General features: G+C 69.8%; 26 protein-coding genes and 1 tRNA gene. 13 read left to right on the forward strand and 14 right to left on the reverse strand.

Translation table 11 applies throughout. The features are described 5' to 3' along the window. Nucleotides 1-80 precede the first annotated feature (80 nt). Nucleotides 81-164: transfer RNA gene (locus QE454_RS06340), tRNA-Leu, on the forward strand. Between the two features lie 62 nt (nt 165-226). On the opposite strand, the gene QE454_RS06345 is transcribed toward QE454_RS06340, so the two are convergent. Next, nucleotides 227-1,636: a ferric reductase-like transmembrane domain-containing protein gene (locus tag QE454_RS06345; protein ID WP_307456886.1), complete on the reverse strand. Its 1,410-nt coding sequence runs from the start codon at nt 1,634-1,636 to the stop codon at nt 227-229. Between the two features lie 226 nt (nt 1,637-1,862). On the opposite strand from QE454_RS06345, the gene QE454_RS06350 reads away from it, so the two are divergent. Further along, on the forward strand, nt 1,863-2,129 hold the full coding sequence (locus QE454_RS06350; RefSeq protein WP_210075605.1) for a GlsB/YeaQ/YmgE family stress response membrane protein: 267 nt from the start codon (nt 1,863-1,865) through the stop codon (nt 2,127-2,129). Between the two features lie 83 nt (nt 2,130-2,212). Further along, nucleotides 2,213-3,211 (forward strand): endonuclease/exonuclease/phosphatase family protein, encoded by a 999-nt coding sequence (locus QE454_RS06355; protein WP_307456882.1) that lies wholly within the window; start codon nt 2,213-2,215, stop codon nt 3,209-3,211. On the opposite strand, the gene QE454_RS06360 is transcribed toward QE454_RS06355, so the two are convergent. The 5 genes from QE454_RS06360 to QE454_RS06380 all read right to left on the reverse strand — a co-directional run bounded on the left by QE454_RS06360 (nt 3,198) and on the right by QE454_RS06380 (nt 6,814). After that, a complete protein-coding gene (locus tag QE454_RS06360; RefSeq protein ID WP_307456879.1) occupies nt 3,198-3,530 on the reverse strand; it encodes a hypothetical protein in 333 nt (110 codons plus the stop codon). The two genes, QE454_RS06355 and QE454_RS06360, sit on opposite strands and share 14 nt — an antisense overlap. A gap of 214 nt (nt 3,531-3,744) precedes the next feature. After that, entirely contained in the window at nt 3,745-4,422 is a 678-nt protein-coding gene (locus QE454_RS06365) for a response regulator transcription factor (RefSeq protein WP_307456875.1), read from the reverse strand. Next, nucleotides 4,419-5,723, reverse strand: coding sequence for a sensor histidine kinase (locus QE454_RS06370; RefSeq protein WP_307456872.1), 1,305 nt, complete (start codon nt 5,721-5,723; stop codon nt 4,419-4,421). Before QE454_RS06370 ends, QE454_RS06365 begins: the two co-directional genes overlap by 4 nt. 4 nt (nt 5,724-5,727) lie before the next feature. Further along, nucleotides 5,728-6,156, reverse strand: coding sequence for a GNAT family N-acetyltransferase (locus QE454_RS06375; protein WP_210075616.1), 429 nt, complete (start codon nt 6,154-6,156; stop codon nt 5,728-5,730). A 49-nt stretch (nt 6,157-6,205) separates the two neighbouring features. Beyond that, a complete protein-coding gene (locus tag QE454_RS06380) occupies nt 6,206-6,814 on the reverse strand; it encodes a GntR family transcriptional regulator (RefSeq protein ID WP_210075618.1) in 609 nt (202 codons plus the stop codon). Between the two features lie 320 nt (nt 6,815-7,134). Here QE454_RS06380 and QE454_RS06385 point away from each other — a divergent pair, with 320 nt between their 5' ends. Beyond that, nucleotides 7,135-7,341: a cold-shock protein gene (locus QE454_RS06385; RefSeq protein WP_056225145.1), complete on the forward strand. Its 207-nt coding sequence runs from the start codon at nt 7,135-7,137 to the stop codon at nt 7,339-7,341. Nucleotides 7,342-7,404: 63 nt separating this feature from the next. On the opposite strand, the gene QE454_RS06390 is transcribed toward QE454_RS06385, so the two are convergent. From QE454_RS06390 to QE454_RS06410, 5 genes are all read right to left on the reverse strand, one after another. Continuing rightward, complete coding sequence (locus tag QE454_RS06390; RefSeq protein WP_307456867.1) at nt 7,405-9,468, reverse strand: bifunctional lysylphosphatidylglycerol flippase/synthetase MprF; 2,064 nt, start codon at nt 9,466-9,468, stop codon at nt 7,405-7,407. 52 nt (nt 9,469-9,520) lie between these two features. Further along, nucleotides 9,521-10,714, reverse strand: coding sequence for a hypothetical protein (locus tag QE454_RS06395; protein WP_307456864.1), 1,194 nt, complete (start codon nt 10,712-10,714; stop codon nt 9,521-9,523). Then, a complete protein-coding gene (locus tag QE454_RS06400; protein ID WP_210075624.1) occupies nt 10,707-11,411 on the reverse strand; it encodes an HAD hydrolase-like protein in 705 nt (234 codons plus the stop codon). The genes QE454_RS06395 and QE454_RS06400 overlap by 8 nt, the downstream gene beginning before the upstream one ends. 43 nt (nt 11,412-11,454) lie before the next feature. Beyond that, nucleotides 11,455-12,150 (reverse strand): endonuclease NucS, encoded by a 696-nt coding sequence (nucS, locus tag QE454_RS06405; protein WP_103208530.1) that lies wholly within the window; start codon nt 12,148-12,150, stop codon nt 11,455-11,457. A gap of 201 nt (nt 12,151-12,351) precedes the next feature. Then, nucleotides 12,352-13,593 carry a sugar MFS transporter gene (locus QE454_RS06410; RefSeq protein WP_307456857.1) on the reverse strand — a complete coding sequence of 414 codons (1,242 nt, stop codon included), beginning with the start codon at nt 13,591-13,593 and terminating at the stop codon, nt 12,352-12,354. A 77-nt stretch (nt 13,594-13,670) separates the two neighbouring features. Between QE454_RS06410 and QE454_RS06415 the strand changes: the two genes are divergently transcribed. From QE454_RS06415 to mnhG, 7 genes are all read left to right on the forward strand, one after another. Beyond that, complete coding sequence (locus QE454_RS06415; protein ID WP_307456855.1) at nt 13,671-14,720, forward strand: LacI family DNA-binding transcriptional regulator; 1,050 nt, start codon at nt 13,671-13,673, stop codon at nt 14,718-14,720. A gap of 95 nt (nt 14,721-14,815) precedes the next feature. Continuing rightward, a complete protein-coding gene (locus QE454_RS06420; RefSeq protein ID WP_210075630.1) occupies nt 14,816-17,743 on the forward strand; it encodes a Na+/H+ antiporter subunit A in 2,928 nt (975 codons plus the stop codon). Continuing rightward, the gene (locus QE454_RS06425) at nt 17,740-18,321 is read left to right on the forward strand and encodes a Na(+)/H(+) antiporter subunit C (protein WP_210075632.1); all 582 of its coding nucleotides are present in this window, start codon (nt 17,740-17,742) and stop codon (nt 18,319-18,321) included. Before QE454_RS06420 ends, QE454_RS06425 begins: the two co-directional genes overlap by 4 nt. Next, entirely contained in the window at nt 18,318-19,874 is a 1,557-nt protein-coding gene (locus QE454_RS06430; RefSeq protein ID WP_115916378.1) for a Na+/H+ antiporter subunit D, read from the forward strand. The genes QE454_RS06425 and QE454_RS06430 overlap by 4 nt, the downstream gene beginning before the upstream one ends. After that, nucleotides 19,871-20,485 (forward strand): Na+/H+ antiporter subunit E, encoded by a 615-nt coding sequence (locus QE454_RS06435; RefSeq protein WP_210075634.1) that lies wholly within the window; start codon nt 19,871-19,873, stop codon nt 20,483-20,485. Before QE454_RS06430 ends, QE454_RS06435 begins: the two co-directional genes overlap by 4 nt. Next, entirely contained in the window at nt 20,482-20,748 is a 267-nt protein-coding gene (locus QE454_RS06440; protein WP_103207366.1) for a monovalent cation/H+ antiporter complex subunit F, read from the forward strand. The genes QE454_RS06435 and QE454_RS06440 overlap by 4 nt, the downstream gene beginning before the upstream one ends. Further along, nucleotides 20,745-21,125 (forward strand): monovalent cation/H(+) antiporter subunit G, encoded by a 381-nt coding sequence (gene mnhG, locus QE454_RS06445; RefSeq protein WP_115916374.1) that lies wholly within the window; start codon nt 20,745-20,747, stop codon nt 21,123-21,125. The genes QE454_RS06440 and mnhG overlap by 4 nt, the downstream gene beginning before the upstream one ends. Nucleotides 21,126-21,132: 7 nt before the next feature. Here the strand turns inward: mnhG and QE454_RS06450 are convergent, their stop codons facing one another. Continuing rightward, nucleotides 21,133-21,675, reverse strand: a complete 543-nt coding sequence (locus QE454_RS06450) for an SRPBCC domain-containing protein (RefSeq protein ID WP_115916372.1) — start codon at nt 21,673-21,675, stop codon at nt 21,133-21,135. Nucleotides 21,676-22,085: 410 nt separating this feature from the next. On the opposite strand from QE454_RS06450, the gene QE454_RS06455 reads away from it, so the two are divergent. Beyond that, nucleotides 22,086-22,487 carry a hypothetical protein gene (locus QE454_RS06455; RefSeq protein ID WP_210075638.1) on the forward strand — a complete coding sequence of 134 codons (402 nt, stop codon included), beginning with the start codon at nt 22,086-22,088 and terminating at the stop codon, nt 22,485-22,487. Between the two features lie 155 nt (nt 22,488-22,642). Beyond that, complete coding sequence (locus QE454_RS06460; RefSeq protein ID WP_307456850.1) at nt 22,643-23,200, forward strand: hypothetical protein; 558 nt, start codon at nt 22,643-22,645, stop codon at nt 23,198-23,200. Nucleotides 23,201-23,247: 47 nt separating this feature from the next. On the opposite strand, the gene QE454_RS06465 is transcribed toward QE454_RS06460, so the two are convergent. Both QE454_RS06465 and QE454_RS06470 read right to left on the reverse strand, forming a co-directional pair. Further along, on the reverse strand, nt 23,248-23,436 hold the full coding sequence (locus QE454_RS06465; protein ID WP_210075642.1) for a hypothetical protein: 189 nt from the start codon (nt 23,434-23,436) through the stop codon (nt 23,248-23,250). A gap of 328 nt (nt 23,437-23,764) precedes the next feature. Beyond that, nucleotides 23,765-24,472, reverse strand: a complete 708-nt coding sequence (locus QE454_RS06470) for an ABC transporter ATP-binding protein (protein ID WP_210075644.1) — start codon at nt 24,470-24,472, stop codon at nt 23,765-23,767. Nucleotides 24,473-24,485 lie beyond the last annotated feature (13 nt).

Below are 24,485 nucleotides of genomic sequence, written 5' to 3' on the forward strand. Positions count from 1 at the left end.
CGGGGCCGCGTTTCGTGACCTGGCGGCCGCCGTGATATTCTCGGGAAGTTGGTCGCGTGGCATCCTCGATGCCCCGCAACGCGCGAGTGGCGGAATAGGTAGACGCGCTGGCTTCAGGTGCCAGTGCCCGCAAGGGCGTGGGGGTTCAAGTCCCCCCTCGCGCACACAACGAAGAAGGGCCTCGGATTTACTCCGGGGCCCTTCTTGCGCGTTCGGGGCGTGACGATCACACGAATCTCTCGACATGGATCCGCCGGTCTTTCACGCCTGCGGCCTTCGCGTCGCGGACGACCAGATCCGCCCATTCTGCGGGCCCGCAGATGAAGAGGTCCGACTCCTGCAGCTCGGGGAAGACCGAGGCGATGGTCGCCCCTCGCTCGATCGCCTCGAGCGGCATCCACGACGATTCCTCGGCGGGCCGGCTGCCGATCATCTCGATGACCGCGCCGCCGGCGTCCTGGACGAGGCTTCTCGTCTCGTCCCAGAGGAAGGTCTGCGAGCGGTCGGTCGCACGCAGAACGACCGTCGCCTCGCCCGGGTGCAGTCCGGTGTCTTCGAGCAGCGCACGTGCGGGGGTGACGCCGATCCCGGCGGCGACGACGGCCAGGCGCGGGGCGGTGCGGGCGGCATCCGTGAAGATCCCGTACGGGCCAGCGACGGAGACCTTCGTTCCGGGCCGCAGCTGAGCGAGACGCTCCGTTCCGCGGCCGAGCGCGCGCACGGTGAGGCGGGCGCTCGTGTCGGTCGGCACCGCGGAGAACGAGATCGGGTGCGCGTGCCACCATGTGCCGCGACTCCAGAAGCGCCAGATCGCGTACTGCCCACCTCGGGCGCCCAGCCGCGACAGGTCGCGGCCGGAGAGATGGATCGAGAAGACGTCCGGGGTGAGGGTCTCGACGCCGGTGACGCGAAGCTGGTGCTCTTCCGTGGCGAGCAGCGGGGCGGCGAAACGGAACCACGCGATCGAGCCGAACGCCAGAACGTAGAGGCAGATCCAGTACACGCTCTGCGGCGTACTGCCGGAGAGAACCTGGCCGGCTGAGAGCTGATGAGGCACCGCCACCAGAACGGCGGCATAGCTGACGAGATGGATCGCGTGCCAGGCCTCGTACGCGAGTCGGCGACGCACGACGACGAGAGAGGTCACGACGACGAGCACCAGAAGGCAGCTGCCGAGCAGCGCCAGGAGCATGTCGGCCCCCGAATAGAGGGACAGCGTCTGGTGCCAGAGCGACAGACCGTCTCGGAGGGAGTAGCCCACGGTGAGCAGCGCGCCATGGCCCAGGACGAGGTACACCGCGGGCTTGCCGAGGCGGCGGTGCAACCTCATCGCGGCGTCTTGCCCGAAGGTGCGGTCCACCCAGGGGATGCGGGCGGCGAGTACGAGCATGAGCAGCAGCAGGTCGGTGCCGATGAGGCCCGTCACGATCCCCGCGGCCGTGACCGCGCTCGCGAGATCGGTCACCTGCGCGGGTCGCCCGGACCCCAGGAACAGCATCACGGCGACGACGACGGAGACCCAGCAGAGGGCGATCAGAGCGAGCTCGGCACGCTCTCGTCGGCGAACGGAACGGTCGCGGTCCCGTTGCGTCGTGCCGAGAGACGGTGAACCATCCGGTCGGGTGGTGCTGCTCATGGGGCGTCCTCCGGTCGGGACGGGGCGCGCCGGCCTCTTCCAGTCTCGCATCCCGTGCTCGATCGATCGCCGGCCGGACGACGCCGTTCGCGCGGACGCGCGACTGCACCAGAAATGCGCGTCTTACGCAACCCACCCCCTGAATCTCGTTCCTGAGAGGAAGCTGGATGCAACGAGAGTCCCGCCTCGAGCGGGCATCGGTTCACACTCGCGAAAGGAACACATCATGGGATTCTTCGGATTTCTTCTCCTCGGCCTCATCGCCGGCGCCATCGCCAAGCTGATCCTCCCCGGCAAGCAGGGTGGCGGCTGGTTCATCACGCTGCTGCTCGGCGTCGTGGGCGCTCTGCTCGGCGGGTTCCTGGGTGGTCTGCTCTTCAACGCTCCGCTGCAGGACTTCTTCTCGATCCAGACGTGGCTGCTCGCGATCGGCGGCTCGATCATCGTTCTGCTCATCTACGGCCTCATCGTGGGTCGTCGCGCCGCGCGCTGACCTTGCAGCGAAAGGCCCGGGGCGATTGGACCGCGCCCCGGGCCTTTCCGCGTCTTCGGCCGTCACCCGCTTTACTGGGCAGGATGCCGAAACACCGCCGCTTCCCTTTCCTCCTCGCTCTCGCGGGGGGATCGGTGGCGGCGTTTGTCGTGGTGTGGCCGCAGGGGGTCGGCATCCATCGCCTGCCTCTCGTGGCCAACGCGATCTCGCTGCGCGCATTGCTCGCTCTGGGCTTCGGGGTCGCCGCCCTGCTGGTCGCAGGCGTCGCGGTCTGGCGTCGGCGATGGGGAGTGGCCGCCGCCCTCTCGATCGCGCTCGCCGTGGCGTCCGTGGGCAACGGGGCGGTGCTGCTCGCTCGCGGCGGGGGAGCGCCCGTGCAGCCGGGGGAGCTCACGATCGCGGCCTGGAACACGTACGGCGGTTCGGTCACGCCCGAGACCATCGCCCGCATGGTTCGGGAGACCGGTGCCGACGTCGTCAGCCTCCCCGAGACCGATGCGGTCGCGGCGGCCGAGGTAGCCGGCATCCTGGATCTCGAGGGCATCTCGATGGCGCACGACACGGTCGCGGCGGCACCGGACGGCGAGGTCATCCCCACCTCGATTCTGATCTCCCGCGCTCTCGGTGAGTACGAGCTCGACGCCGACGCGGGTTCCACGGTCGGCCTGCCGAGCGGGGTGTGGAGGTCGGTCGACGGCTCGGGTCCGATCCTCGTCGCGGCCCACCCCATGCCACCCCTGCCGGGCGTCACCGATCGCTGGGAGCTCGGCCTCGGATGGATCGCGGACAGGTGCACCGACAGCGACGTCATCGTCGCGGGCGATCTCAACTCCACGGTCGATCATTTCGCCGGCCTCGGCGTCGACGGAGGGACCATCGGCGGATGCCGTGATGCCGCCGCCGAAGCGGGCTCGGCCGCCGCGGGAACCTGGCCCGTGCGACTGCCCGTCGGCCTCGCCGCGCCGATCGACCATGTGCTGGTCGGCTCGGCGTGGAGGGTGAACGGCTTCGCCGTCCTCGACGGTTTCGACGACGCGAGCAGTGATCACCGCCCCATCGTCGCGACGCTCACGCGGCAGTGACACCTCGGTCCACACGGGAATTGTGGACGGCGACCGAGATCGCGTAGGGGGCGACGAAAACAACGGCGAAGAACGCACCCGCCAGGACCGCGGCGGTCCAGGGCCCCGTGTCGACGGCGCCCGTTGTCATACCGGCCCCGAACATCGCGAGGCCCGTTCCGAAGGCACGGGCCGCGACGGCGCGACCCGGAGCATTGCGGGGATTCGCCCACATCGGCAGGCGTTCGTCGCGGTAGGCCCGCAGCGTCAGCCGGATCGACCAGAACCACAGGATCGCGCCGACGACGATGAAGATGCTCCACACCCATTCGTTCGTCATCGCTCCACCCCAACACGGCATCGCCGCGAGGTCAACGATCGACGCGAGCCGCGCGGGGCCGCCCCCAACAACCCCGACCCCGCGCGGAATGCGGCAGCGGAGTCCCCTCACGCTGTGCCCTCAGTGTGCCCCCGATCGACATCGGGCGCTCGCCGCGGCCGGCCCGGGCACACGTGGCGGAGGGGAAGGGGTCCGGCGATTTCATCCGATCGGACTATGCGCCGGCGCGCGGCAGGCCGTTGCGCACTCCCCAGAGGGCGAGCTGCGTGCGGTCGTCGAGATCCAGCTTGCGCAGCGCCGAGGCGGTCTGACTGCGGACCGTGTTGACCGAGACGCTCAGTCTCTTCGCGATGTCGTCGGTCGAGGTGACTCCGCTGCTGAGCAGCCCCACGACCCTGCGTTCCGCGGCCGTCAGCAGAGCCACCTGCTCCGGCTCGGCGGGAGCGCTCCGCGCTTCGCGCAGTTCGCGGATCAGCCTCGGCGCGACGCGGGGAGAGATCGTGGCCGTTCCGGCCGCCGCCCCGCGGATGACCGGCAGCAGCTGATCGCTGTCGTGCCCCTTCAGCAGGTAGCCGCTCGCGCCGGCTTCGATGGCGTCGACGACGAATGCGTCGGAGACCTCGCTCGTGAGCAGGATCACGCGGCATCCGCCCTGCTCGTCCGCCGTGATCAGGCGCGTGGCCTCGATTCCGTTCATGCCGGGCATGTGCAGGTCCATGAGCACGACATCGGCGCGCTCCGCGTGGGCGAGCACCACGGCGTCGCGGCCGTTGGACGCCTCGCCCGCGACGCGGATGCCCGTGGCGTTCTCGAGCCGGAGCCGGATGCCGCGGCGCACGGTGCGGTTGTCGTCGACGATCAGGACCCGGATGTCGTTGCCGGCCGTCGTCACGGCGTCAGGAGGGGGGTCGTGGGCTCGTAGGCCGTCAGAGGTGCCTCCATGATGACCGCCCATCCACCCGTCGAGACGGGGCCCGCGGTGAGGGAACCGTGCAGGAGGTCGACGCGCTCGGCCATTCCCGTGAGGCCCCACCCGAGTCCGGCGGGGAGATCGGAGGGCGCGGAGGCCCGGCCGGCCTCGTTGCCGACGGCCACCCGGATCGATGTCGGCGAGACGCGCACGTCGACCGACACGGGCGCGCCGGGGGCGTGCTTGCACGCGTTGGTCAGGGCTTCCTGGACGACGCGGTAGGCGGTCGTGGAGACCATCGCGGGGAGGTCATCGACGGCCGCGTGGACGCGGGCGACCACGTGCATCCCCCGCGACGACCAGTAGTCGATCAGCTCGTCGAGAAAGCGGAGGTCGAGGGTCGGTTCGGCGCGCGCGTCGCTCTCGGCGCGCAGGTCGCGCAGCGCCGCATAGAGGCTGGCTGAGGCGAAACGGCCCTCTGCGCGCATCTCGGCGATGAGGGTGGCGGCCTGAGCGGCGTCGAGCACGTCGATGTCGACCGCCGCGTCGGCCAGGGAGAGGAGACCGGCGAGATGCTGACCGGCGACGTCGTGCAGCTCTTGGGCGATGCGCGCCCGCTCGCGCATGCGCGCCCTCTCGAGCTCGGCCTCGTGCTCGGCTGCGGCGGCGGCGAGTTCTGCGCGCGCTCGCCGCAGGCTGTTCATGCGCCGAGCCCACCAGATTCCGAGTGCTGCGGCACCGGCCACGGGGGCGGCGAAGGCGAGCCCGGAACTCAGGACGAAGCTCCACGCCACGGCGGGCGGCGCCCCGGTGGACGTCGACCAGAGGGACAGGATGCCGATAGCTGCGCCGATCACCGCGAGCGTCCACCCGATGGCCGCCGCGGCGCGCCTCTGGGCGGCGAGGAGGAACACGGCCACGCCGACGACGAGGGGGAGGGCGCCGAGCCAGCGCGGGATCTCGAGCCCGGCGACCAGAGCGAGGTAGCAGGCAGTCGTCCCCAGCACGGCGACGAGGGGGAACCGGGCGGACAGGAGCAGGAAGGCGCTCTGCGCAGCGCACCCGGCGATCACGAGCGCGATCACCACACCGAACGGGATGCGGTAATCCCAGACGATGTCGCCCTGGAGGACGGCGGAGAGAGGGTCGGACAGCGCCTGGACGACGGTGACGAGGAACACGATGACGACGAAGGCCACCATCGCCCGGGGACGGTTCAGGACGCGGGTGAAGCCCTCGGCATCCACCATCCGGGGGTTCGCATCTTCGTCACTCGTCGGCACCGCGTCACTCTAACGTCGGCGGCAGCACGTAGACCACGTCGTCGCCGTCGCGCCCGTGCTCGACGAAACCGATGCGGGCGAGGACGGCGTGCGAGGGTTCGTCGTCGGCGGACACGCACGCGTAGAGGGGGCGTTCCGCCTCGCGGGCCGTGAGCAGACGCAGGGCTTCGGTGGGAGCATCGCCGTGCGCGGAGGGAGAGACGGCGAGGAGGATCTCGCGGTCGCCGTCGACGTCGAGCGCCGCGGCGACCCCGACCACGGAGCCGTCCTCGACGACGACGTGTGCGTCGACCTTGTCGTCTGCCGCCCATGCGTCGAAGGCCTCGCGATCCGCGAACGCCGCTCGGGGCCACGCGGAGGTGCTCGCCGACACCGCCTGGAAAGCGGCATCCCGATCGTGGTTTCGAAGGTCTCGCAGCTCGATGTGGGGCATGGCGTCACGCTAACGGGCGCGGGCGGAGTCGGTCGCGGCTCTTGTGCGGTCAGGCGAAACCGTGCAGGGCGAGGAACGTCCACGTGGCGCCATTGGTGTCGCGGCGCGCGACCTGGTCGTGGAAATGGCGGAAGAGCGTCTCGCGGGTGCCGTCGGAGACGCTCGTCCACCCCTCGAGGTTGCGGCGGAGGACGAGATCGAGCTGCAGGAAGGTCTTCTGGAAGACGACATTGCGCGAAACGGCCACGAGGTGCGAGGCCAGATCCATGACTGCGCGCACGTACTGCTCCGAAGATTCGGCGGAACGCATCTCTTCGACGAAGCGTGCGGTGTCGAGGAGCTCTTCATCGGTGCATCGGGGGAGGGCGACGTGCATCGCGGCCGCGATGGTGTGCGCGGCGTACTCGCGCATGTCGTTGCGGGCACGGTCGGTGAGGGCCGCAACCCGTGTGTACCTGTTGGCCGCGACCTCGACGAGCCCGATCCGCTCGAGCCGCTGGAGTGCCTCGCGCACGGGGGTGCGGGAAATCCCCATCAGGGTTGCCAGTTCGACGTCGCGCAGGCGGTCGCCGGCCTGGAGTCGACCATCGACGATCGCCTCGCCGAGGGCCCGGTAGGCCTCGTCGACGAGGGCGGAAGCACGCCGACGACTATCCATCAGCCGGATTTTAGGGCCTCCGGTTACCACAGCACATGGGAAGAAGTTGCTGATTCTTCGTTTTCGTGTCGCGCGCGGGCCCCCGCGCCGGTAAAGTGATCGCCGTCACGCCTCGCGTGACATATCCGGGGGGATCCGTCGACGCCCGGGCTTCGAGCCTTGCTCAGCCCGGGCGTCGTATGGGCTTACGGCGTGTTTCGCGTATCTCGCGCCTCGCAACGTTTGTGTCACGGACCCGTGCGAGAACAGACCCCGGCGGTTACCGTGGGGGCACAGACCGGCGCGCTCGGCGCCGGCTCAAGCGGAAAACGGCAGAACGAATGAGCACGCAGGGCACGGTCAAGTGGTTCAACTCGGAAAAGGGCTTCGGCTTCATCGCGCCCGATGACGGCAGCCAGGACGTCTTCGCGCACTACAGCGCGATCCAGTCGGGCGGCTACCGCTCACTCGAAGAGAACCAGCGCGTCGAGTTCGAGGTCGCCCAGGGCCCCAAGGGCCTGCAGGCGGAGAACATCCGCCCCCTCTGATCCTCCGCCGGCTCCGGTCGGTCCGGCCCCGGTCGTGCGCGTTCCGCGTGTCGGCCGGGGCCTTCAGTGTTCGTGACGCACGAGGTCGACGCCCGCGGCGGCGAACTGCCCCAGCGTCGCGTGCGGAAGGAACGCCCGCGTCAGGGCGGCACCGATTCGCGTGAGATCGGCCTCGTCGCGGTAGAGCAGGTACATCGTCTCGTAGCGCGGGTGGAACTTCTGCTTGAACCGGTGCAACGAGGCGAAGCCGTAGACGGGCTCGAGCATCGCGGCCATGCGGTCCTGCAGGTCGGCGATCGCGCCGGCATCCGCGGGATACTCGTGGGCCAGCGGGGCGCCGGACAGGGACATGACCTGGGCTCCCTCGGCGGAGAACTCGCGGGCGGATGCGCCGATGAGGTACTCCATGACCGGCCCGAAGCCGCCGTCGCGGCGGCGCATCAGATCGAGCGTCCAGCCGCGGATCCCGTCCTCGCCGTAGATCGGCAGCCACGACAGGAAGCCGTCGACGTCGCCCTGCGGTGAGACCGCCAGGGCGATGCGCACCTCGGGATCGGCCGCTTCGTGCAGGGTGCCGAGGGTGAACCCCATCTCGGGCAGGCCCTTGTCTCCGACCCAGCTCTCCGAGATCGCACGCAGTTGCTGTCGCACTCCCCACGTCTCGTCGCTGAGCCTCGAGAGGCGGAAGGTCATGCCTTCGCGCTCGCCGCGGTTGAGCGAGGTGCGCACCGCGCCCCAGGCCTTGCCGGTGAACTGCAGGCCGGGCAGATCGACCACCGTGTCATCGGCCACGACGATGCGTCGCCATCCGTCCGGCACGGCCCCGGCCGTCGCCTCGCCCGCGCTGAAGAAGCACGGTGCGAGCCCCGCGGCCTCGGCCGCCTCGATGAACGAGCGGACGGTCTGAGCGCGGGTGCCGACGGGCCCGAGCGGGTCGCCCAGGACGAGCGCGACGCCGGAGCGACGCTGATACGCGACGAGGCCGCGGCCGAAGCGCGCGTACGACAAGCCCTCCCACGTCGTCATCCACGACAGCGTGCCTCCGCCGCTCGTGTGCAGCTCTTTCTTCACCTCGGCGACCGACGGAGCGGGGGAGTCGCCGAGCGCTGCGCGCGGACGGGCACGGAAGGCTGCCCGCACCAGGAAGAAGTAGACGGATGCCACGAGCCACAGCGTCGAGGAGGCCAGGACGCTGGTGAAGTCGGCATCCAGATCCGCTTCGATCTCGGTGAGACCCTCCAGGAGCAGGACGCCGAAGAGCAGAAGAACCAACAGGAGGTTCAGCGCGCTGTAGAGCATCACGACCACCCAGGCCCATCGTCGACCGCGGCGGAGGGCTGTGGCGACCACGAGGACGACGAGCGTGTTGACCGCGACGTCGACCCACGATCCCGAGGTCGCCGCCGACGAGCCGAACGGACCGGTCATCGGGGCGAGGTAGCCGAGGATCTCGAACGCCCCGAGGGCGCACAGCACGACGAAGGCGATCAGGCGTTGTTCGCGCACGCTCACGCGCTGCGGGCGCAGCGACCTGTCGACGCCCAGCACGAGGGCGACGGCGAGGACGCGCTCGAGATCGGGGAGCGAGCCGTAGTAGAGGAAGGTGAGGGCGAGACCCGCGATGAGGACCGTCCACGCGCGAAGGCGCCACGGGGAGGGCAGGAGCGCGAGCGCCGCCGCCACGCAGGCGAAGACACCGCCGGAGGGACCCACATCGAGCGTCATCGCCTGTGCCTGCGCCCAGGGCCACGACAAGAAGGCCGCGAGCCACAGGACGAGGGATGCGGCGAAGATCGAGAACAGCTGGCCCACGGCGAAGTACGCACTCGCGACGCGCGTGCCGCGACGGACCTCGAGGAACCCCATCCCGACGAGGGTCGGGAGGCCGACGAGGTACAGCCACGGTGCGCTGATCACGAAGGTGCCGGTGATCGGCGTCCACCACCGACCGGCTTCGAGGGCGGGCAGGCCGTACGCAAGCGTGTCGAAGGCGTCGGAGGCGGTGAACGGTTGCCAGAGCGCGCCGGTCGCGACGCCTGTGGCGAGCAGGATGCCGACCAGCATGATCGTGGCCGGCAGGCGGCGCGCGAGCTGCGGCACCCGTCGGCGCATCGTGTTCTGCCCCATGCCGCTCACGATAGGGCACGGGGGTCGCGCGACGGCGGACCGGGGTCGGTGGTCAGCTCTGCCGGGACACCGAGTGCCACGCGGCGCGTGCGTGGGCGAGAGCCTGCTCGGCATCGGTCGCTGCGCGGGCGGCGGCGAGGTGACGGCGGGCGTCTTCGAGCCGGAGACGATCGGCGATCGGGGCCTCGGAGTCGCGCGCGTCGGCGACGGCGAGGGCGGCGCGGGCGCAGGCCAGGGTTCCCGGCAGAGCGGCGCGCGCGGCTTCGAGGCGTTGCCGCGGGGTCATCGCCTCGCTCAGCGCCTCGTCTCTTCGCTCGCGCACCCGGGCCACGATCGCGATGGCGCGCCGGGGTCGCCGGGCCGTGTCGGTCGCCGCGGCTTCGAGGTCTCGTGCGGCGGCGTCCAAGCGCTCAGCGGCGTCGGGTGCCGCCTCGGCGGGCCGGCGAGACGCCAGTTGCGTCGCTGCCGCGATCTCGGCGCGCGCCGCGGTGATCTCGGCCGCCGCGTTCTCGGCGGCCTGCATCGCGACCCGGTGCGCGTCCTCGACGGCGCGCAGCTGTCTTTCGGCGCGGGCGAGGGCGGCGGAGGCGTCGAAGAGGTGGCGGCCGTCCGGCTCGGAGGCGGCGCGCTCGATGGCGTCGTCGGCGTCGCGGAGCGCGTCGGATGCCGCCCGCCCGGCCGCCTCGGCATCGTCGCGGTCTTCGGGGGCGAAACGTTCGCGCAGCACGAAGAGGAGCGGCTCGGGATCGCCCGTCGTCTCGATCAGTCGTGCGCGGCGGCCGCGGGCGGCGGCCAGGAGCGCGGCCGCGCTCCGGTGCGTGCGTGCCCACTCCTCGAGCTGCGTGCGGGTGCGAGCGACGCGTTCGCTCTGGTCGTCCAGCTGGGCGCGCAACCGGCGGGCCTCGTCGCGTCGCCGGACAGCGAGACCGGTGTCGGTCTCGAGGCGCGAGAGGTCGGCGAACCCGCGATCGCGCGTGCGGAGGGCGGCGGCCCGGGCGCGGTGGAGCTCGGTCGGTTCGTCGATGGCATCTACCGCGTCCGCGGCCCGGAAGGCCAGCTCCAGTGCGATGACGGCGTCGTCGAGGCGAAGCAGCGCCTCGGCGGCATCGCTCACGGACTGGGCGGCCGCGGCGCGAGCACGGGGCGATCTGCGCCGGAGCCGCACGGCGATGACGATGGCCGCCACGGTGACTGCGGCCGCCAGCAGGGCGATCGCCGCGGGGGCAACCCCCTCGAGTTCAGACACCGACGGAGGCGTCCGGTCCCGACGAGTCGTCGATCAGCAGAAGAGCACGCAGTTCGTCGATGTCGTCGACGGCGGCTTGCGCGCCGTCCGCCTCGTGGGGCCAGCTGAAGCCCCACCGGACGAAGATCACCGGCACCCCGGCATCCGCCCCTCCCTCGACGTCGTGGTGTCGATCGCCGATGAGGACGGGGCGTGAGGTGTCGGCCCCGGCGGCTTCGAGACGGCGCAGCGCCTCGCGCACGACGTCGGCCTTCGTGCTCAGGGTGCGCTCGTCGAGGGTGGCTCCGACCATGGCCTCGAGTGACGGAGCGAGGCCGAAGTGGTCCATGAGGGCGACCACCTGTACCTCGGGCTTGGAGCTCGCCGTCGACTGCGGGATGCCCGCCGCGTGCAGGTCGTGCACGAGCTGTTCGACGCCCGGATACAGGCGCGCGCTCACCGTGTAGCCCTCGCTCTTGTTCAGCCCGCGGTAGAAGGTGACGGCTTCGGTCGCCTGCTCGGGAGTCATCCCCACGTTCACCTGGAACGACTCGAACATCGGCGGACCGATCCAATGCGACAGCTCTCCGCGCACCGGGGGCGTGCGTCCGAAGTGCTCGAGTGTGATCGTCAACCGGCGGAGGATGCCCTCCGATGCGTCGACGAGGGTTCCGTCGACGTCCCACAGGACGCAGGAGAAGGGAGAGCGTGCAGGCATGCGTCCACGCTACCGGCGCTGCCCGCGCGCGGCGCTCGCCGCGTCAGAAGAGCCGCGGGGCGCCCGACTGCACGCCCTTCATCTCGTCGTAATCGAGGACGAGGCACCGGATGCCGCGGTCGGTGGCGAGCACGCGCGCTTGGGGCTTGATCTCTTGCGCGGCGTAGACGCCGGTGACCGGGGCGAGCAGGGGATCGCGGTTGAGCAGCTCGAGGTAGCGGGTGAGCTGCTCGACGCCGTCGATGTCGCCGCGACGCTTGACCTCGATCGCGACGGTGCCGTGGCCGTCGTCGTTGCGCAGCAGCAGATCGACCGGGCCGATCGCGGTGGGGTACTCACGGCGCACGAGCGTGAGGTTCTCACCCACCACCGACACCTGCTCGGCGAGCAGACGCTGCAGATCGGCCTCGACGCCGTCCTTGATGAGCCCGGGGTCGAGGCCCAGGTCGTGGGCGGTGTCGTGCATGACCTCGTGGATGCGCACCAGCAGTGCGTCGCCGCTCTTCGCGTGCGTCACGCGCCAGCGTTCGATCACGCCGTCTTCGATGTCGGCCTCGTCGGGCTGCTCGAGGGTGAGCGAACACGGCGGGCTCATCCAGTTCAGGGGCGCGTGTTGGACGTCGCGATGGAACGCGACGGTACCGTCGGCCTTGACCATGATGAGTCGGGTCGCGAGGGGGAGATGTGTCTTCAGGCGACCGGTGTAGTCGACGGAGCAACGAGCAATGACGAGGCGCACGACTCCATTGTCGCAACTCGAGACGATCGTCACACCGCCGTCGAGAGAGGGTGCCGTGGATGCGGTGCGCCGCCGTCCCCGGATAGCCCGTCCGACGGGTCGCGTCACCCCGAGTGTTCCGCGCCGTCGTCGCGACGGCGGGATGCGCGTCGAGGTGGCCGGAGTCATCGACGCAGCAGCGGCCGCTGGGGGCCGTGGCGCCTAATCGCGCCGCGCCGGCTCGGCGGCCCGCTCGCTCTCGACGGCGAGCGGCTTGGCCGCGCCCGAGAAGAGACCGGATGCCACGATGAGCCCGACCACGATGAGCAGCGTGTTGAGCAGGCCGATGTGGTCGCCGATCCACCCGAGGATCGGGGGGCCGCACAGGAACGCCACGTAGCCGATGGTCGCCGCGGCGGCCACGCGGGAGGCGGCCTTGGCGGGGTCGTCGGCGGCGGCCGACATGCCGATCGGGAACCCGAGCGAGGCACCGAGGCCCCACAGAGCCGCACCCACGAAGACGAGGGGACCGTAGGGCGCGAGGATGAACAGCAACAAACCCGCGGCGGCGGTGCCGGCGAGCACCCGCAGCACGAGCACACGGCCGAGGCGGTCGACGACGGGGCCCCCGGCGATGCGGCCCACGGTCATCGCGACCGAGAACACCGCGAGCACGGCCGGCCCCGCTTCTTCGGGGGCTCCGTGGCCGTAGACCACGGCCGAGGGGAGCCAGTCGTTGGCGCTGCCTTCGGCGAACGCCATGCCCAGCATGATCACCCCGAGCGTGTACGTGCGCGGCTCGCGCCAGGCCTGCAGCGAGACGGCGAGACGCTCGCGCCAGTGGGCGCGCTCCTCGGCGGCGGGGGCGTCCATCGCGACCTCGGCCCGCGGCACGTTGGCCACCGACACGAAGGCCATCACGATGATGACCACGCCCATCGCCGCGCAGTGCGCGACCACGGGGATGCCCAGGCTGACGGCGACGAATCCCAGACCCGCGCCGATGACGGTGCCGAAGCTGAAGAAGGCGTGCAGCAGCGGCATGATCGTGCGCCGGGTGGCCTTCTCGAGCGCTGCTCCCTCGACGTTCATCATCACGTCGACCGTGCCGTTGCCGAACCCGAACAGGGCGAGGCCCACGAGGGCGACCCCGAACAACTGCAGCGAGTCGGCCCCGAAGCCGATGATCATGAGGCCGATGCCGACGAGCAACAGGGCGACGAGCATGCCGGTGCGCGCGCCGATGCGGGCCATGACAGCCGGCGCGATCGAGAGACCGATGATGGATGCCACGCCCATGCCGAGCAGGAGCAGCCCGACGCCGGAGTTCTCGATGCCGAGCGATTCGCGGATGGCGGGTACCCGCGACGCCCACGTCGAGATGCTCAGCCCGCTCGCGAGGAAGATGGCGCAGATCGCGATGTGCCAGCGGACGAGCTGGGACCGGGTGAGCGTCGAGTGCATGCGGCCACTGTACCGAATCGATTCGACACGCATCGAATCGATTCGGCGACGCCCGCGTCGGCGAGTACGATCGGCCCGTGAGCAACCGTCGCGCGACCATCAGCGACGTCGCCCGAGAGGCCGGCGTCTCGGCGTCGACCGCGTCCGTCGTCTTCAGCGGCAAGACGCCGACTTCGCAGGCGACCCGCGCGCGAGTGCTCGCGGCGGCCGAGAGCCTCGGGTACACCGGGCCCGACCCGCGCGCCGCGTCCCTTCGTCGTGGACGCTCCGGCATCGTGGGCGTGGTCTTCGACCAGCACCTCGGCACGGCGTTCCTCGACCCGGTCACGACCCACATGATGGACGGTCTGGCCGACGGCGTCTCCCGCCTGGGGGCGGCGCTGCTGCTGCTTCGCGACGACGGCGAGACGGTGAGCGAACCCTCGCTGCACACCGCTCCCATCGACGCCGCGGTGCTGATCGGCTGCAGCCCGCGCATGCGCGACTCCCTCGAGATCGTGAAGGGCCGCGGCATCCCGGTCGTCGTGGTCGAGGGCGATGCGGGCGAGGGCGTGCCCCAGGTGCTGCTCGACAACACCGAAGCGCAGCGCGAGGCCGCGCGCCACCTCGAGGCGCTCGGTCACCGAGACGTGGTGATCGTCACCCTGCCCACCGACACGGCTCGGCGCCGCGGCTGGATCTCCGACGACGCCGTCGTCCGGGTCGACGTCACCGCCGACCGGCTGACCGGGGCCCGGGAGGTGTTCCCCGACGCTCCCGCCGTGGCCGCCGCCACCAGCTCGATCGACGAGGGGAGCATCGCCGGTCGAGCGATCTTCGCCGATCCCGACCACCGCCCGACGGCGGTCATCGCCCAGAGCGACCTGCTCGCGGCCGGGGTCATCCGCGCCGCCGAGGAAGCGGGTCTGCGAGTGCCCGACGACGTGAGCGTGACCGGGTTCGACGGGGTCGTCGTCGACGGCCTCGCCCCGCACGTGCTGACCACCCTGGTGCAGCCCGCCACCGCGAAGGGCCGCGCTGCCGGTGAGGCCGTGGCGGCGATGCTCGAGGACGAGACGCCCTCAGGGCTCGACCTGCGGTGCGCCTTCCGAGAGGGAACGACGACCGGCCCGCCGCGTACCACATGACGCCGCGGATGCTGGGACTCCCATGCTCCGCATAGAATAGTCACGACACCCCGAGAGCCCGGGCATCCGCCCGTCGACCCCGAGGAGGCCCGACCGTGCTGATCTTCCTCGGCGCCTTCGCGGCCGTCCCCCTTCTTCTGCCGTGGCTCGTCTCGCGCATCGGCGCCCGCGCGTTCTACGTCGCCGCGGTGCTCCCCGCCCTTGCCTTCGCCCACGCCGTGGTCCTTGCCCCCGCGGTCTTCTCGGGCGATATTCCTTTCGAGGAATACCGGTGGATCCCCGCGCTGAACGTGTCGCTGTCGATGCGCATGGATGTGCTGGGGTGGCTCCTCACCCTGGTGGTCACCGGCGTCGGGGCGCTCGTCATGCTCTACTGCCGCTGGTACTTCCGCGGCAAGACGCGGGGCGTGGGGCAGTTCTCGGCGGTCCTGCTCGGGTTCGCCGGTGCGATGTACGGCTTGGTCCTCACCGACGATCTCGTCGTCCTGGTGATGCTGTGGGAGGCCACGAGCGTCCTGTCGTACCTGCTGATCGGTTACTACCACAGCCGTTCCGCGAGTCGCCGTGCCGCGCTGCAGGCGCTGCTCGTCACGACCCTCGGTGGGCTCGTCATGCTCATCGGCGTGGTGCTCATGGTGGTCCAGTCGGGCACGTCCAGCCTGTCGGCGATCCTCGCCGACCCGCCCACGGGCGCGGTCGTCGACATCGCGGTCCTGCTGCTGCTGGTCGGCGCCCTGAGCAAGTCCGCGATCTTCCCGTTCCACTTCTGGCTCCCCGGCGCCATGGCCGCGCCCACCCCGGTCAGCGCGTACCTGCACGCTGCGGCCATGGTGAAGGCCGGCATCTACCTGATCGCCCGTCTCGCCCCCGGCTTCGCCGACACCCCGTTCTGGCGACCGACCCTCATCGCGCTCGGGGTCTTCACCATGTTGCTCGGTGGTTTCCAGGCACTGCGCGAACGCGACCTCAAGCGCATCCTCGCCTTCGGCACGGTGAGTCAGCTGGGCTTTCTCACGGTGATGCTGGGATACGGAACGAGAGATGCCGCTCTCGCCGGCGTCGCGCTCCTGCTCAGCCACGCCCTGTTCAAGTCGTGCCTCTTCCTCGTCGTCGGCGTCATCGACCGCCAGCTCAACACCCGTGACATCGGCCAGCTCTCCGGCCTCGGCCGCCAGGCGCCCGTCATGGCCACGGCGTCGTTCGTCGCGATCTTCTCCATGGCGGGTGTCATCCCCACCCTCGGATTCGTCGCGAAAGAGACGGCGCTGACCGCTCTGCTGCACGAGGCCGAGGGGGGAGCGGTGTGGGGGATCGTCGCCCTGGTCGGCATCGTCCTGGGCTCCGCGCTCACGGCGGCTTACGGCATCCGATTCCTCTGGGGTGCGTACGGGACCAAGCGCGACGTCGAGACGACCGAGTGGCCGGACCCGCCCATCGGGTTCTTGTCGGCTCCCGTGCTGCTGTCGGCGACCACGCTGGCCCTCGGGTTCCTCGCGCCGATCGTCGACCACTGGCTCGCTCCCTACGCCGACGGACTCCCCGAGGCGACGGCCGGGGTCGATTCGCCCGAGTATCCGTACCACCTCGCCCTCTGGCACGGACTCGAGCCGGCGCTGTTCATCTCGCTCGGCACCCTGGCGCTGGGCGCGGGCGTGTTCTGGGTGGTGCGTAAGACACAGCTGCACAAGCGTCCTCGTGTGCTGCCCTTCACGGCCAACGACGCGTACAACGGCACCCTCCGCGCGATCGACCACACCTCGGAGTGGGTGACCGCCCGCTTCCAGCGCGGTTCGCTGCCGTTCTACGTCGGCACGATCTTCGTGGTGCTCGTGGTCGCCGAGGGCACGGCCCTGCTGGCCTCGCGCGAGTGGCGCGCGCAGCTCGACGCCTGGCAGTCGCCCGCGCAGCTGATCTCGGCACCTGTCATGATCGCCGCCGGCATCTTGGCCGTCCGCGCCCGAAAGCGCTACACCGGGGTCGCGCTCGTCTCGGTGACGGGGCTCGGGATGGTGGTGCTCTTCGCGACCAGCGGCGCCCCCGATCTCGCTCTGACCCAGGTGCTCATCGAAACCGTGACCCTCGTCGTGTTCGCGCTGGTGCTGCGGCGCCTCCCCGCCCGCATGGGGGAGCAGAACGAGTCGGTGGCCCCGATCGCCCGAGCGATCCTGGGCGCGGGCGTGGGGCTCACCATGGCCCTCGTCGCGATCGTGGCGACCGGAGCACGTCAAGACCTCCCCATCTCCCTCGAGTGGCCGCCCCTCGCCTACGAGATCGGCCACGGACGCAACGTCGTCAACGTCGCGTTGGTCGACCTGCGCGGCTGGGACACGATGGGCGAGCTCTCGGTGCTGGTCCTCGCCGCCACCGGCGTGGCATCCCTCGTCTTCATCACCAACCGCAGCGACAACCTCGCGCGCCGATCGGGCACCGCGCGCTCTCGCGTCGGGCTGGGCCGCCGTCGCCCCCTCGTCGAGACCGACAGCGGCGTGCGCGCTCGACGCGTGGGCGAGACCGGCGCCCCGCGCGCGTGGCTGATCTCGGGCTCGAAGGTGCAGCCCGAGAACCGTTCGATCCTGCTCGAGATCATCATCCGGGTGCTGTTCCACTCGATCATGATCGTGTCGCTGTACCTGCTCTTCGCCGGCCACAACCTGCCCGGCGGTGGCTTCGCCGGAGGCCTGGTCGCGGGAATGGGCCTGGTCATGCGCTACATCGCCGGCGGCCGCTGGGAGCTCGGCGCCGCCGCGCCGACCGACGCGGGACGCCTGCTCGGTGCGGGCATGGCCATCGCCGTGCTGTGCGCCCTGGTGCCGATGGTGTTCGGGTTCGCGCCGCTGCAGAGCTTCACCTTCGAGGGCGAGCTGCCGATCATCGGGCACTGGGAGTTCGTCACCAGCACGATCTTCGACGTCGGCGTCTACCTCGTGGTGATCGGTCTGGTGCTCGACGTGCTCCGCAGCCTCGGCGCCGAGGTCGACCGGCAGTCGCAGCACCCGGAAGATGCGGAGATGGCGCCCTCATGACCATCTCCTTCGTTCTCGTCATCGTCATGGCCGTACTCTTCGCGTGCGGTGTGTACGCGATGCTCGAGCGCAGCCTGACCCGCGTGCTGATCGGCTTCCTGCTGCTCGGCAACGCCGCCAACCTCCTGCTCCTCATCGTCATGGGCGCGCCCGGCCGGGCCCCCTTCTACGACGGCGGGCAGACGGATGCCGCGGACATGTCCGACGCGCTGCCCCAGGCCCTGACGCTCACCGCGATCGTCATCACGTTCGGCATCTCGGCGTTCCTGCTCGCGCTCATCTACCGCTCCTGGCAGCTCGGTCAGGCCGACACGGTCATCGACGACGCCGATGACGTGGCTCTGCGCACCCGCGCGGCCGACGAGCCCGAAGACGCGATGGACGAAGAGGCCCGTTCCGACGACGAAGACGTCACCACCGACTTCGTCGGCGATGTGGCCTCGCCCATCCGCGTGCTGCACCAGGGCGATCTCTCGCAGCTGGTCGACGACGCTCCGGTCGACCGGGTCGCGGTGTCGCGTGAATCGGAGCCACCGCTCGACGCCCCCCGCGACCCCCAGGACGGTGATCGCTCGTGAGCGCCCTCGTGCCCCTGCTCGTCGGCATTCCGCTCATCGGCGCCGCGATCAACCTCATCTTCGGACGACGCAAGAAGACGCAGATCGTCGTGTCGGTCGCCTCCCTCGCGGCCGTCCTCGTGCTGGGTGCGGTCCTGCTCGTCACCGTCGACACGAGCGGGCCCATCGCGGTGGCGATAGCCGCGTGGGACATCCCGTTCGGCATCGTGCTCTACGTCGACGTGCTCGCGGCCCTGCTGGTGGTCGTCACGAGCATCGTCCTCCTCGCGGTCCTGCTGTTCTCCATCGGCCAGGGCGCGGCCGACAACGACGAGGACACCCCGGTCTCGATCTTCTACCCGGCGTACCTGATCCTCGGCGCGGGCATCTTCAACGCCTTCATCGCCGGAGACCTGTTCAACCTGTACGTCGGTTTCGAGATCCTTCTCGTCGCCTCGTACGTGCTCATCACCCTGGGCGGCACCGAATCGCGCATCCGCACCGGCGTCGTCTACATCGTCGTGTCGCTGGTGTCGTCGATCCTCTTCCTCGCCGCGATCGCGATGGTCTACGGCGCGCTCGGCACGGTCAACATGGTCCAGATCAGCGAGCGGATGTCGCTGCTGCCCCAGGACACGCAGACGATCCTGCACCTCATGCTGCTGCTCGCCTTCGCGATCAAGGCGGCGGTCTTCCCGCTGTCGTTCTGGCTGCCCGACTCGTACCCGACGGCTCCCGCGCCGGTGACGGCGGTGTTCGCGGGCCTGCTGACCAAGGTCGGCGTCTACGCGATCATCCGCACCGAGACACAGCTGTTCGTCGACAACGACCTCAACTTCCTGCTGATGATGGTCGCGCTGTCGACGATGATCGTCGGCATCCTGGGGGCGGTCGCGCAGGCCGAGCTCAAGCGCATCCTGTCGTTCACGCTGGTGAGCCACATCGGGTACATGATCTTCGGTCTGGCGATCAACACGCCACTCGCGGTGGGGGCCACGATCTACTACATCGTCCACCACATCATCGTGCAGACGACGCTGTTCCTCGCGGTGGGCCTCATCGAGCGCCGGGCGGGGAGTACCTCGATCCTGAAGGTGAAGGGCCTGATGCGCGCGGCGCCACTGCTGGCGGTGCTCTACTTCATCCCGGCGATCAACCTGGGCGGCCTGCCTCCGTTCTCGGGCTTCATCGGCAAGTACGCGCTGTTCGACGCCGCGGCTCAGGTGGGAACACCCGTGATGATGGTCCTGATCGTCGGCGGTATCGTGACCTCGATCCTCACGCTGTACGCGCTCATGCGCGCGTGGAACCTCTCGTTCTGGCGCGAAGACGACGACTCGGCCGAGACGACCGAGCGCATCGCGTACCTCGGCAACGCGCCCGCCGCCGCCATCTCGACCGAGCGGCGCACGACGCCGAAGATCATGACGCTCGCCACCGTCGGCATGGTCGCCGTCACCGTGTCGCTCACCGTGTTCGCCGGACCCCTGCTCGACATGTGCTTGCGGGCGGGCGTAGACATCACCGACGGGGTCAGCCTCGTCCAGGTCCAGGAACAGGCGGGTCAAAGATGAACCCGTCCCGCCGTTCGCAGGTGTCGCTCTTCCTGCACCAGCTTCCGTTCCTGGTCTGGCTGGTCGCGCTGTGGATGCTGCTGTGGGGCCAGTTCACCTGGCTCGCCTTCCTCACGGGGCTCGTCATGGCGGTCTTCGTCACCCGCGTCTTCCGCCTTCCTCCCGTCGAGCTGTCGGGTCGCATCAACCTCTGGTACGGCCTCGTCTTCGTCGTCACCTTCCTCGGCGCCGTCATCAAGGGCTCCCTCATCGTCGCGTGGCAGGTGCTCGATTTTCGGCGGCAGCCCGGTGCGGCCATCATTGCCGTGCCCCTTCGGGTGGACGACGATGTGATCATGGCGCACACCGCCGTCACGGCATCGCTCATCCCGGGCTCGCTCATCGTCGACGTCGATCGCGAGAACCGCACGCTGTTCCTGCACACCATCGGGGTGCGAAGCGACGCGGATGCCGAGCACCAGCGCCGCGTCGTGCTCGGGTGGGAAGCCCGCATCACGCGTGCCGTGGGCTCGAAGGAAGAGCTGCAGGAGCTGCGCGCCAAGATCGCCGAAGCGGACGTCGATGCCCGTCACGGGGCCGAGACGCCGCGCGATGGGAGGACGCTGCTGTGAACATCCTCGTCGTGGTCATCCTCGTCGTCTTCGCCGTCGCCGCGGTGCTGGCGCTGATCCGCCTCGTGATCGGTCCGTCGATCCTCGACCGTGCGGTCGCCGCCGACGTGCTGCTCACCGAGGTGCTCTGCATCCTGGGCGCCGACATGGTCATCAATCACCACACGCGCTCGCTGCCCGCGATGCTGATCATCGCGGCCGTGGGGGTGTTCGGCTCGATCGCCGTGGCCCGCTTCGTCGCGCGGAAGGAGAACCCGAGATGACCCTCGACGGCGTTCTCGACACCGTGGCGCTCGTCCTCGTGCTCCTCGGTGCGATCCTCTGCCTCACCGCGACCATCGGCCTCCTGCGGTGGCGCGATGTGCCCACGCGCCTGCACGCGGCGACCAAGCCGCAGGTGCTCGGCGTGCTTCTCATCGTCTCTGCGGTCGCGCTAGCGACGGGCACGTGGGAGGCGCTCGCTTTCGGCATCCCGATCGTGCTCATCCAGTTCGCGACGGCGCCCCTCGCCGCGCACATGGTCGGACGGGCGGCCTACCGCAACCGGACGACCGATGAAGAGAATCTCTACATCGACGAACTGCACCACAGCACGGAGCAGCCCGGCTCGACCGGGGCGGAGTCCCGCCCCGAGAGCTGAGTCCCGCTCAGATCCCCGCTTCGCGGACGTCTTCTTGCGCCTGCGGCGAGGCCGTACCCTCGGCGGGTTCCGGCGTCTCGGTGCGGTGGTCGAGCTCGCGCGCTTCGCGCTCTGCGCGGCGCCCCTCGGCCAGGAAGGCGAGGCGGTTCAGGCACTCGTGGTTGCGCGCGACGAGCATCGGCTTCCACAACAGGCCGGGCAGGTACGCCGCGGCCCCGGACACCGGTTCTTCGACGATGGTCACCGCCGTGCCGTCGCCGTGGGGGCGGGCGTCGATGCGGATGACCCCTCGACCCAGGATGCCGGCCTCCGGCCTCAGGCGCAGTCGACGAGGGGGATCCCACTCCACGATCTCGGTCTGATCGTGGATCATCACGGGCCAGACTCCCAGCGAGTGGTGGATGCGCGATCCCTCGCGCGGCCACTGTTCGTCCACGTCGCGCATGCGCGCGGCTCCCACGACCCAGACGGGATACAGCCACCCGTCGGAGAGGACGGCGAACAGGTCGTCGGGCGTGCAGCGCATCAGGCGCGTGTTGCGGGCGGCCATGGCATCCTCCGGTCGGCGTGCATCCGACTGTAGGCCGCCGCGGGATTCTGCCCCGCGCCCCTTGACGTGCTGCGCCCGCGGGAGGGGCCGGAAATCATTGCCGGGGCACTGTCCCGGCCACGATTCTCGGCCCCTCGCGCCGGTGGACGCACACCGAAGCCGACCTCCACGACTCCACCACCCTCATCGCGATCGGCTGGCTATCCCAGCGCTCCGGAGCCCGCGACGTCGCCGCCCCGCTGCGCTCCCTCGCCGGCGTCACCTCCACCACCGTCGACCGCTCCGTCCGTCGCCTCAAGGCCGCCGGATGGATTACCCGCGTCCGTGAAGCAGACGGCGCCGACGGAGCCGTCTGGCGGGTCTCGGAGAAGTTCTCCACAAGCGGTAAACAAGTCGGGCCACTTCACGACATGACCGCCCGCCCTCCGGCCCAGCTTCTCGATGCCAGAGCCGCCTTGCTCAACGACCAAGAGAGCCGCCTCGAAGCCGGCCGACACGATGTCTTCACCCGCGGCGGGCTCGGACCCACAGCCCGCCGTTTCTACGAAGCCCTCACCCGCCACGGCACCGACGACGACCAGGTGAGCAACCGTGCCGGCATGGCACCCTCCCGCACGCTACGTGGCCTCAGCACGTCGGTTCGTTCCGGTGGGGAGGAACGCGCCGGCCCCTCGTTCTTCATCGGTGGTGCTGGGCGCGTTCGGGCATATGCCAGCAGCCCCCACCGTCACCGCCACGTGCGAGGACTCTTCGACACCGACTGCGTCTTCTCGCGCAGCATCACGATTGGAGTCGTCGCTCCCATGCGCTGACGCCGCGCCTGGCGGTCATTACGACCGCTCGTTACTGCCTACCGGACGTCACGATTTTGCGCTCTTGGGGTCTACTGGACAGATTGCGAAACGGAACCTCATTGCGCTTTTCTGTTCATGTGCGGCATAGAGTCGCACCTCATCAAGGGGGAAGCGTGAAGAAGAAACTGGCTGTGATCGCCTGCACGGTCTCGTTGCTCATCTCATTGACAGCCGGAGCCGCGCATGCGGACGACGCCGAAACGGACGAACTCGTGTTCGGCACGGCCTCTGCAACGACAACTGTCGTTCCGAAGACCATGTCCGATCAGGAAATCAGCGCATACGGGGGCAGCGGGTTTCGTGCGATGGCCGCTGGCGACTTCTGCAACATCGTTCCGGGGCAGATGTGGAAGCGAACCTCGGGCAGCGGGTACCGGTTCGGCACCGTTGGTGGGAAGCCTCGCATGGCCAACTGCACCAGCGGCGTCAGATCCACCAAGCTCGAAAGCTATGTTTACAAGAGGGTTGGCTGGGCGCAGTGGACTCAGGTCGCTGGACCGTTTGTGAGCCGCGGGGCGGGAAACATGCAGCAGCTTTCCGTTCAGTACATCTGCAAGGGGCTCGACCAGAACGCTTTCCAGATCATCATCATCGGGACGGGAACGAATTCGCGCGGCCAGAGCTCTGTGGGCAGGGATTCCACAGGTTCATACACCCTGAACTGCAGCTGACTTAGGGTGTCTGCTGCCGACACTGGTATCGGCAGCAGACACCTGCCTCACATCGCGATAGTTGTTGAACGGTCAGTGATTCTCCACGGGACTTCAAACTCGGAGAACTTCAATCCAGTCGGCGACATCTCGCTCACTTCTTCGGCGTACTCTTCCGCATCGACGGCGTTGTCAAAGACGCCGAAGATTCCAGCTGTGGGTCCTTCGTCATCGAAGACGATCCAGACTTTGTTCATAAAACGAAACTTTAGTCCGACGCCCCCAACCGCCGCGTTGGCAGTCGCGACGTACGTGTCGGGCCACTTCACAACTCGACCGCCCGCCGGGTTCCTCTCCAGCGGCCGCTGACCGTCAACGCCATAATGGACGGACCCCAGGCCATGGCGCCGGTGTGCGCCCACAATGGGCACGGCCGAGCTCCCGCCGGCTCGCCCGCACCCAATGTGGATGACACCCCCACAGTCCCCACTTGAGACGAGGGGCGTGTGCCCCTCGAACACCCCCAGAAGGGCCTGCGGCCCTTGCTCGCCCCCGCCGAACCCTCATCCGAGCGGTACGGGGCTCTCAGCCGCGGGTGATGTCGGTCACGGTGCCCTGGGCCAGGCGCAGCCGACGGCGGGCTCGGCGGGCGACGGCCGAGTCGTGCGTAACCACGACCAGGGTCAGCCCCTCGGCGTTGAGCTGTTCGAGCACGTCGAGGATCTCGTCGCGCATGCGTTCGTCGAGGTTGCCGGTGGGCTCGTCGGCGAGCAGCACGCGAGGCCGCTTCGCGACGGCCCGGGCGATCGCGACGCGCTGCTGCTGACCGCCCGAGAGCTCGCCGGGGCGGTGATCGGCGCGATCGGCGAGGCCCACGCGGGTCAGGGCTTCGGTCACCCGGCTGCGGCGCTCGTCGCGGCCCAGACCGAGGGGCTCGAGGCCCATGTCGACGTTCTCGGCCGCGGTCAGCGTCGGAATGAGGTTGAACCCCTGGAACACGAACCCGATCTCTTCGGCGCGCAGCTTCGCCAGCTGCGCGTTCGACGCCCGCGCGATGTCGAGCTCGCCCAGCACGATCGACCCGCTCGAGGGCCGGTCGAGGGCCCCGAGCATCTGCAGCAGCGTCGACTTGCCGCCGCCGGTCGGTCCCTGGATGGTGACGAAGTCGCCCACGGTGATCTCGAGGTCGACTCCGGCCAGTGCCTGCACCGTGCGATCGCGTTGGCGGTAGGTGCGGGTGACGCCGTCGAGTCGGTAGGCCGTGGCCACGGAGGGGGGAGCGGTGAGGGTCATGATGTCTCTTTCG

It is taken from the genome of Microbacterium sp. SORGH_AS_0454 (assembly GCF_031453395.1).
Lineage (GTDB): Bacteria > Actinomycetota > Actinomycetes > Actinomycetales > Microbacteriaceae > Microbacterium.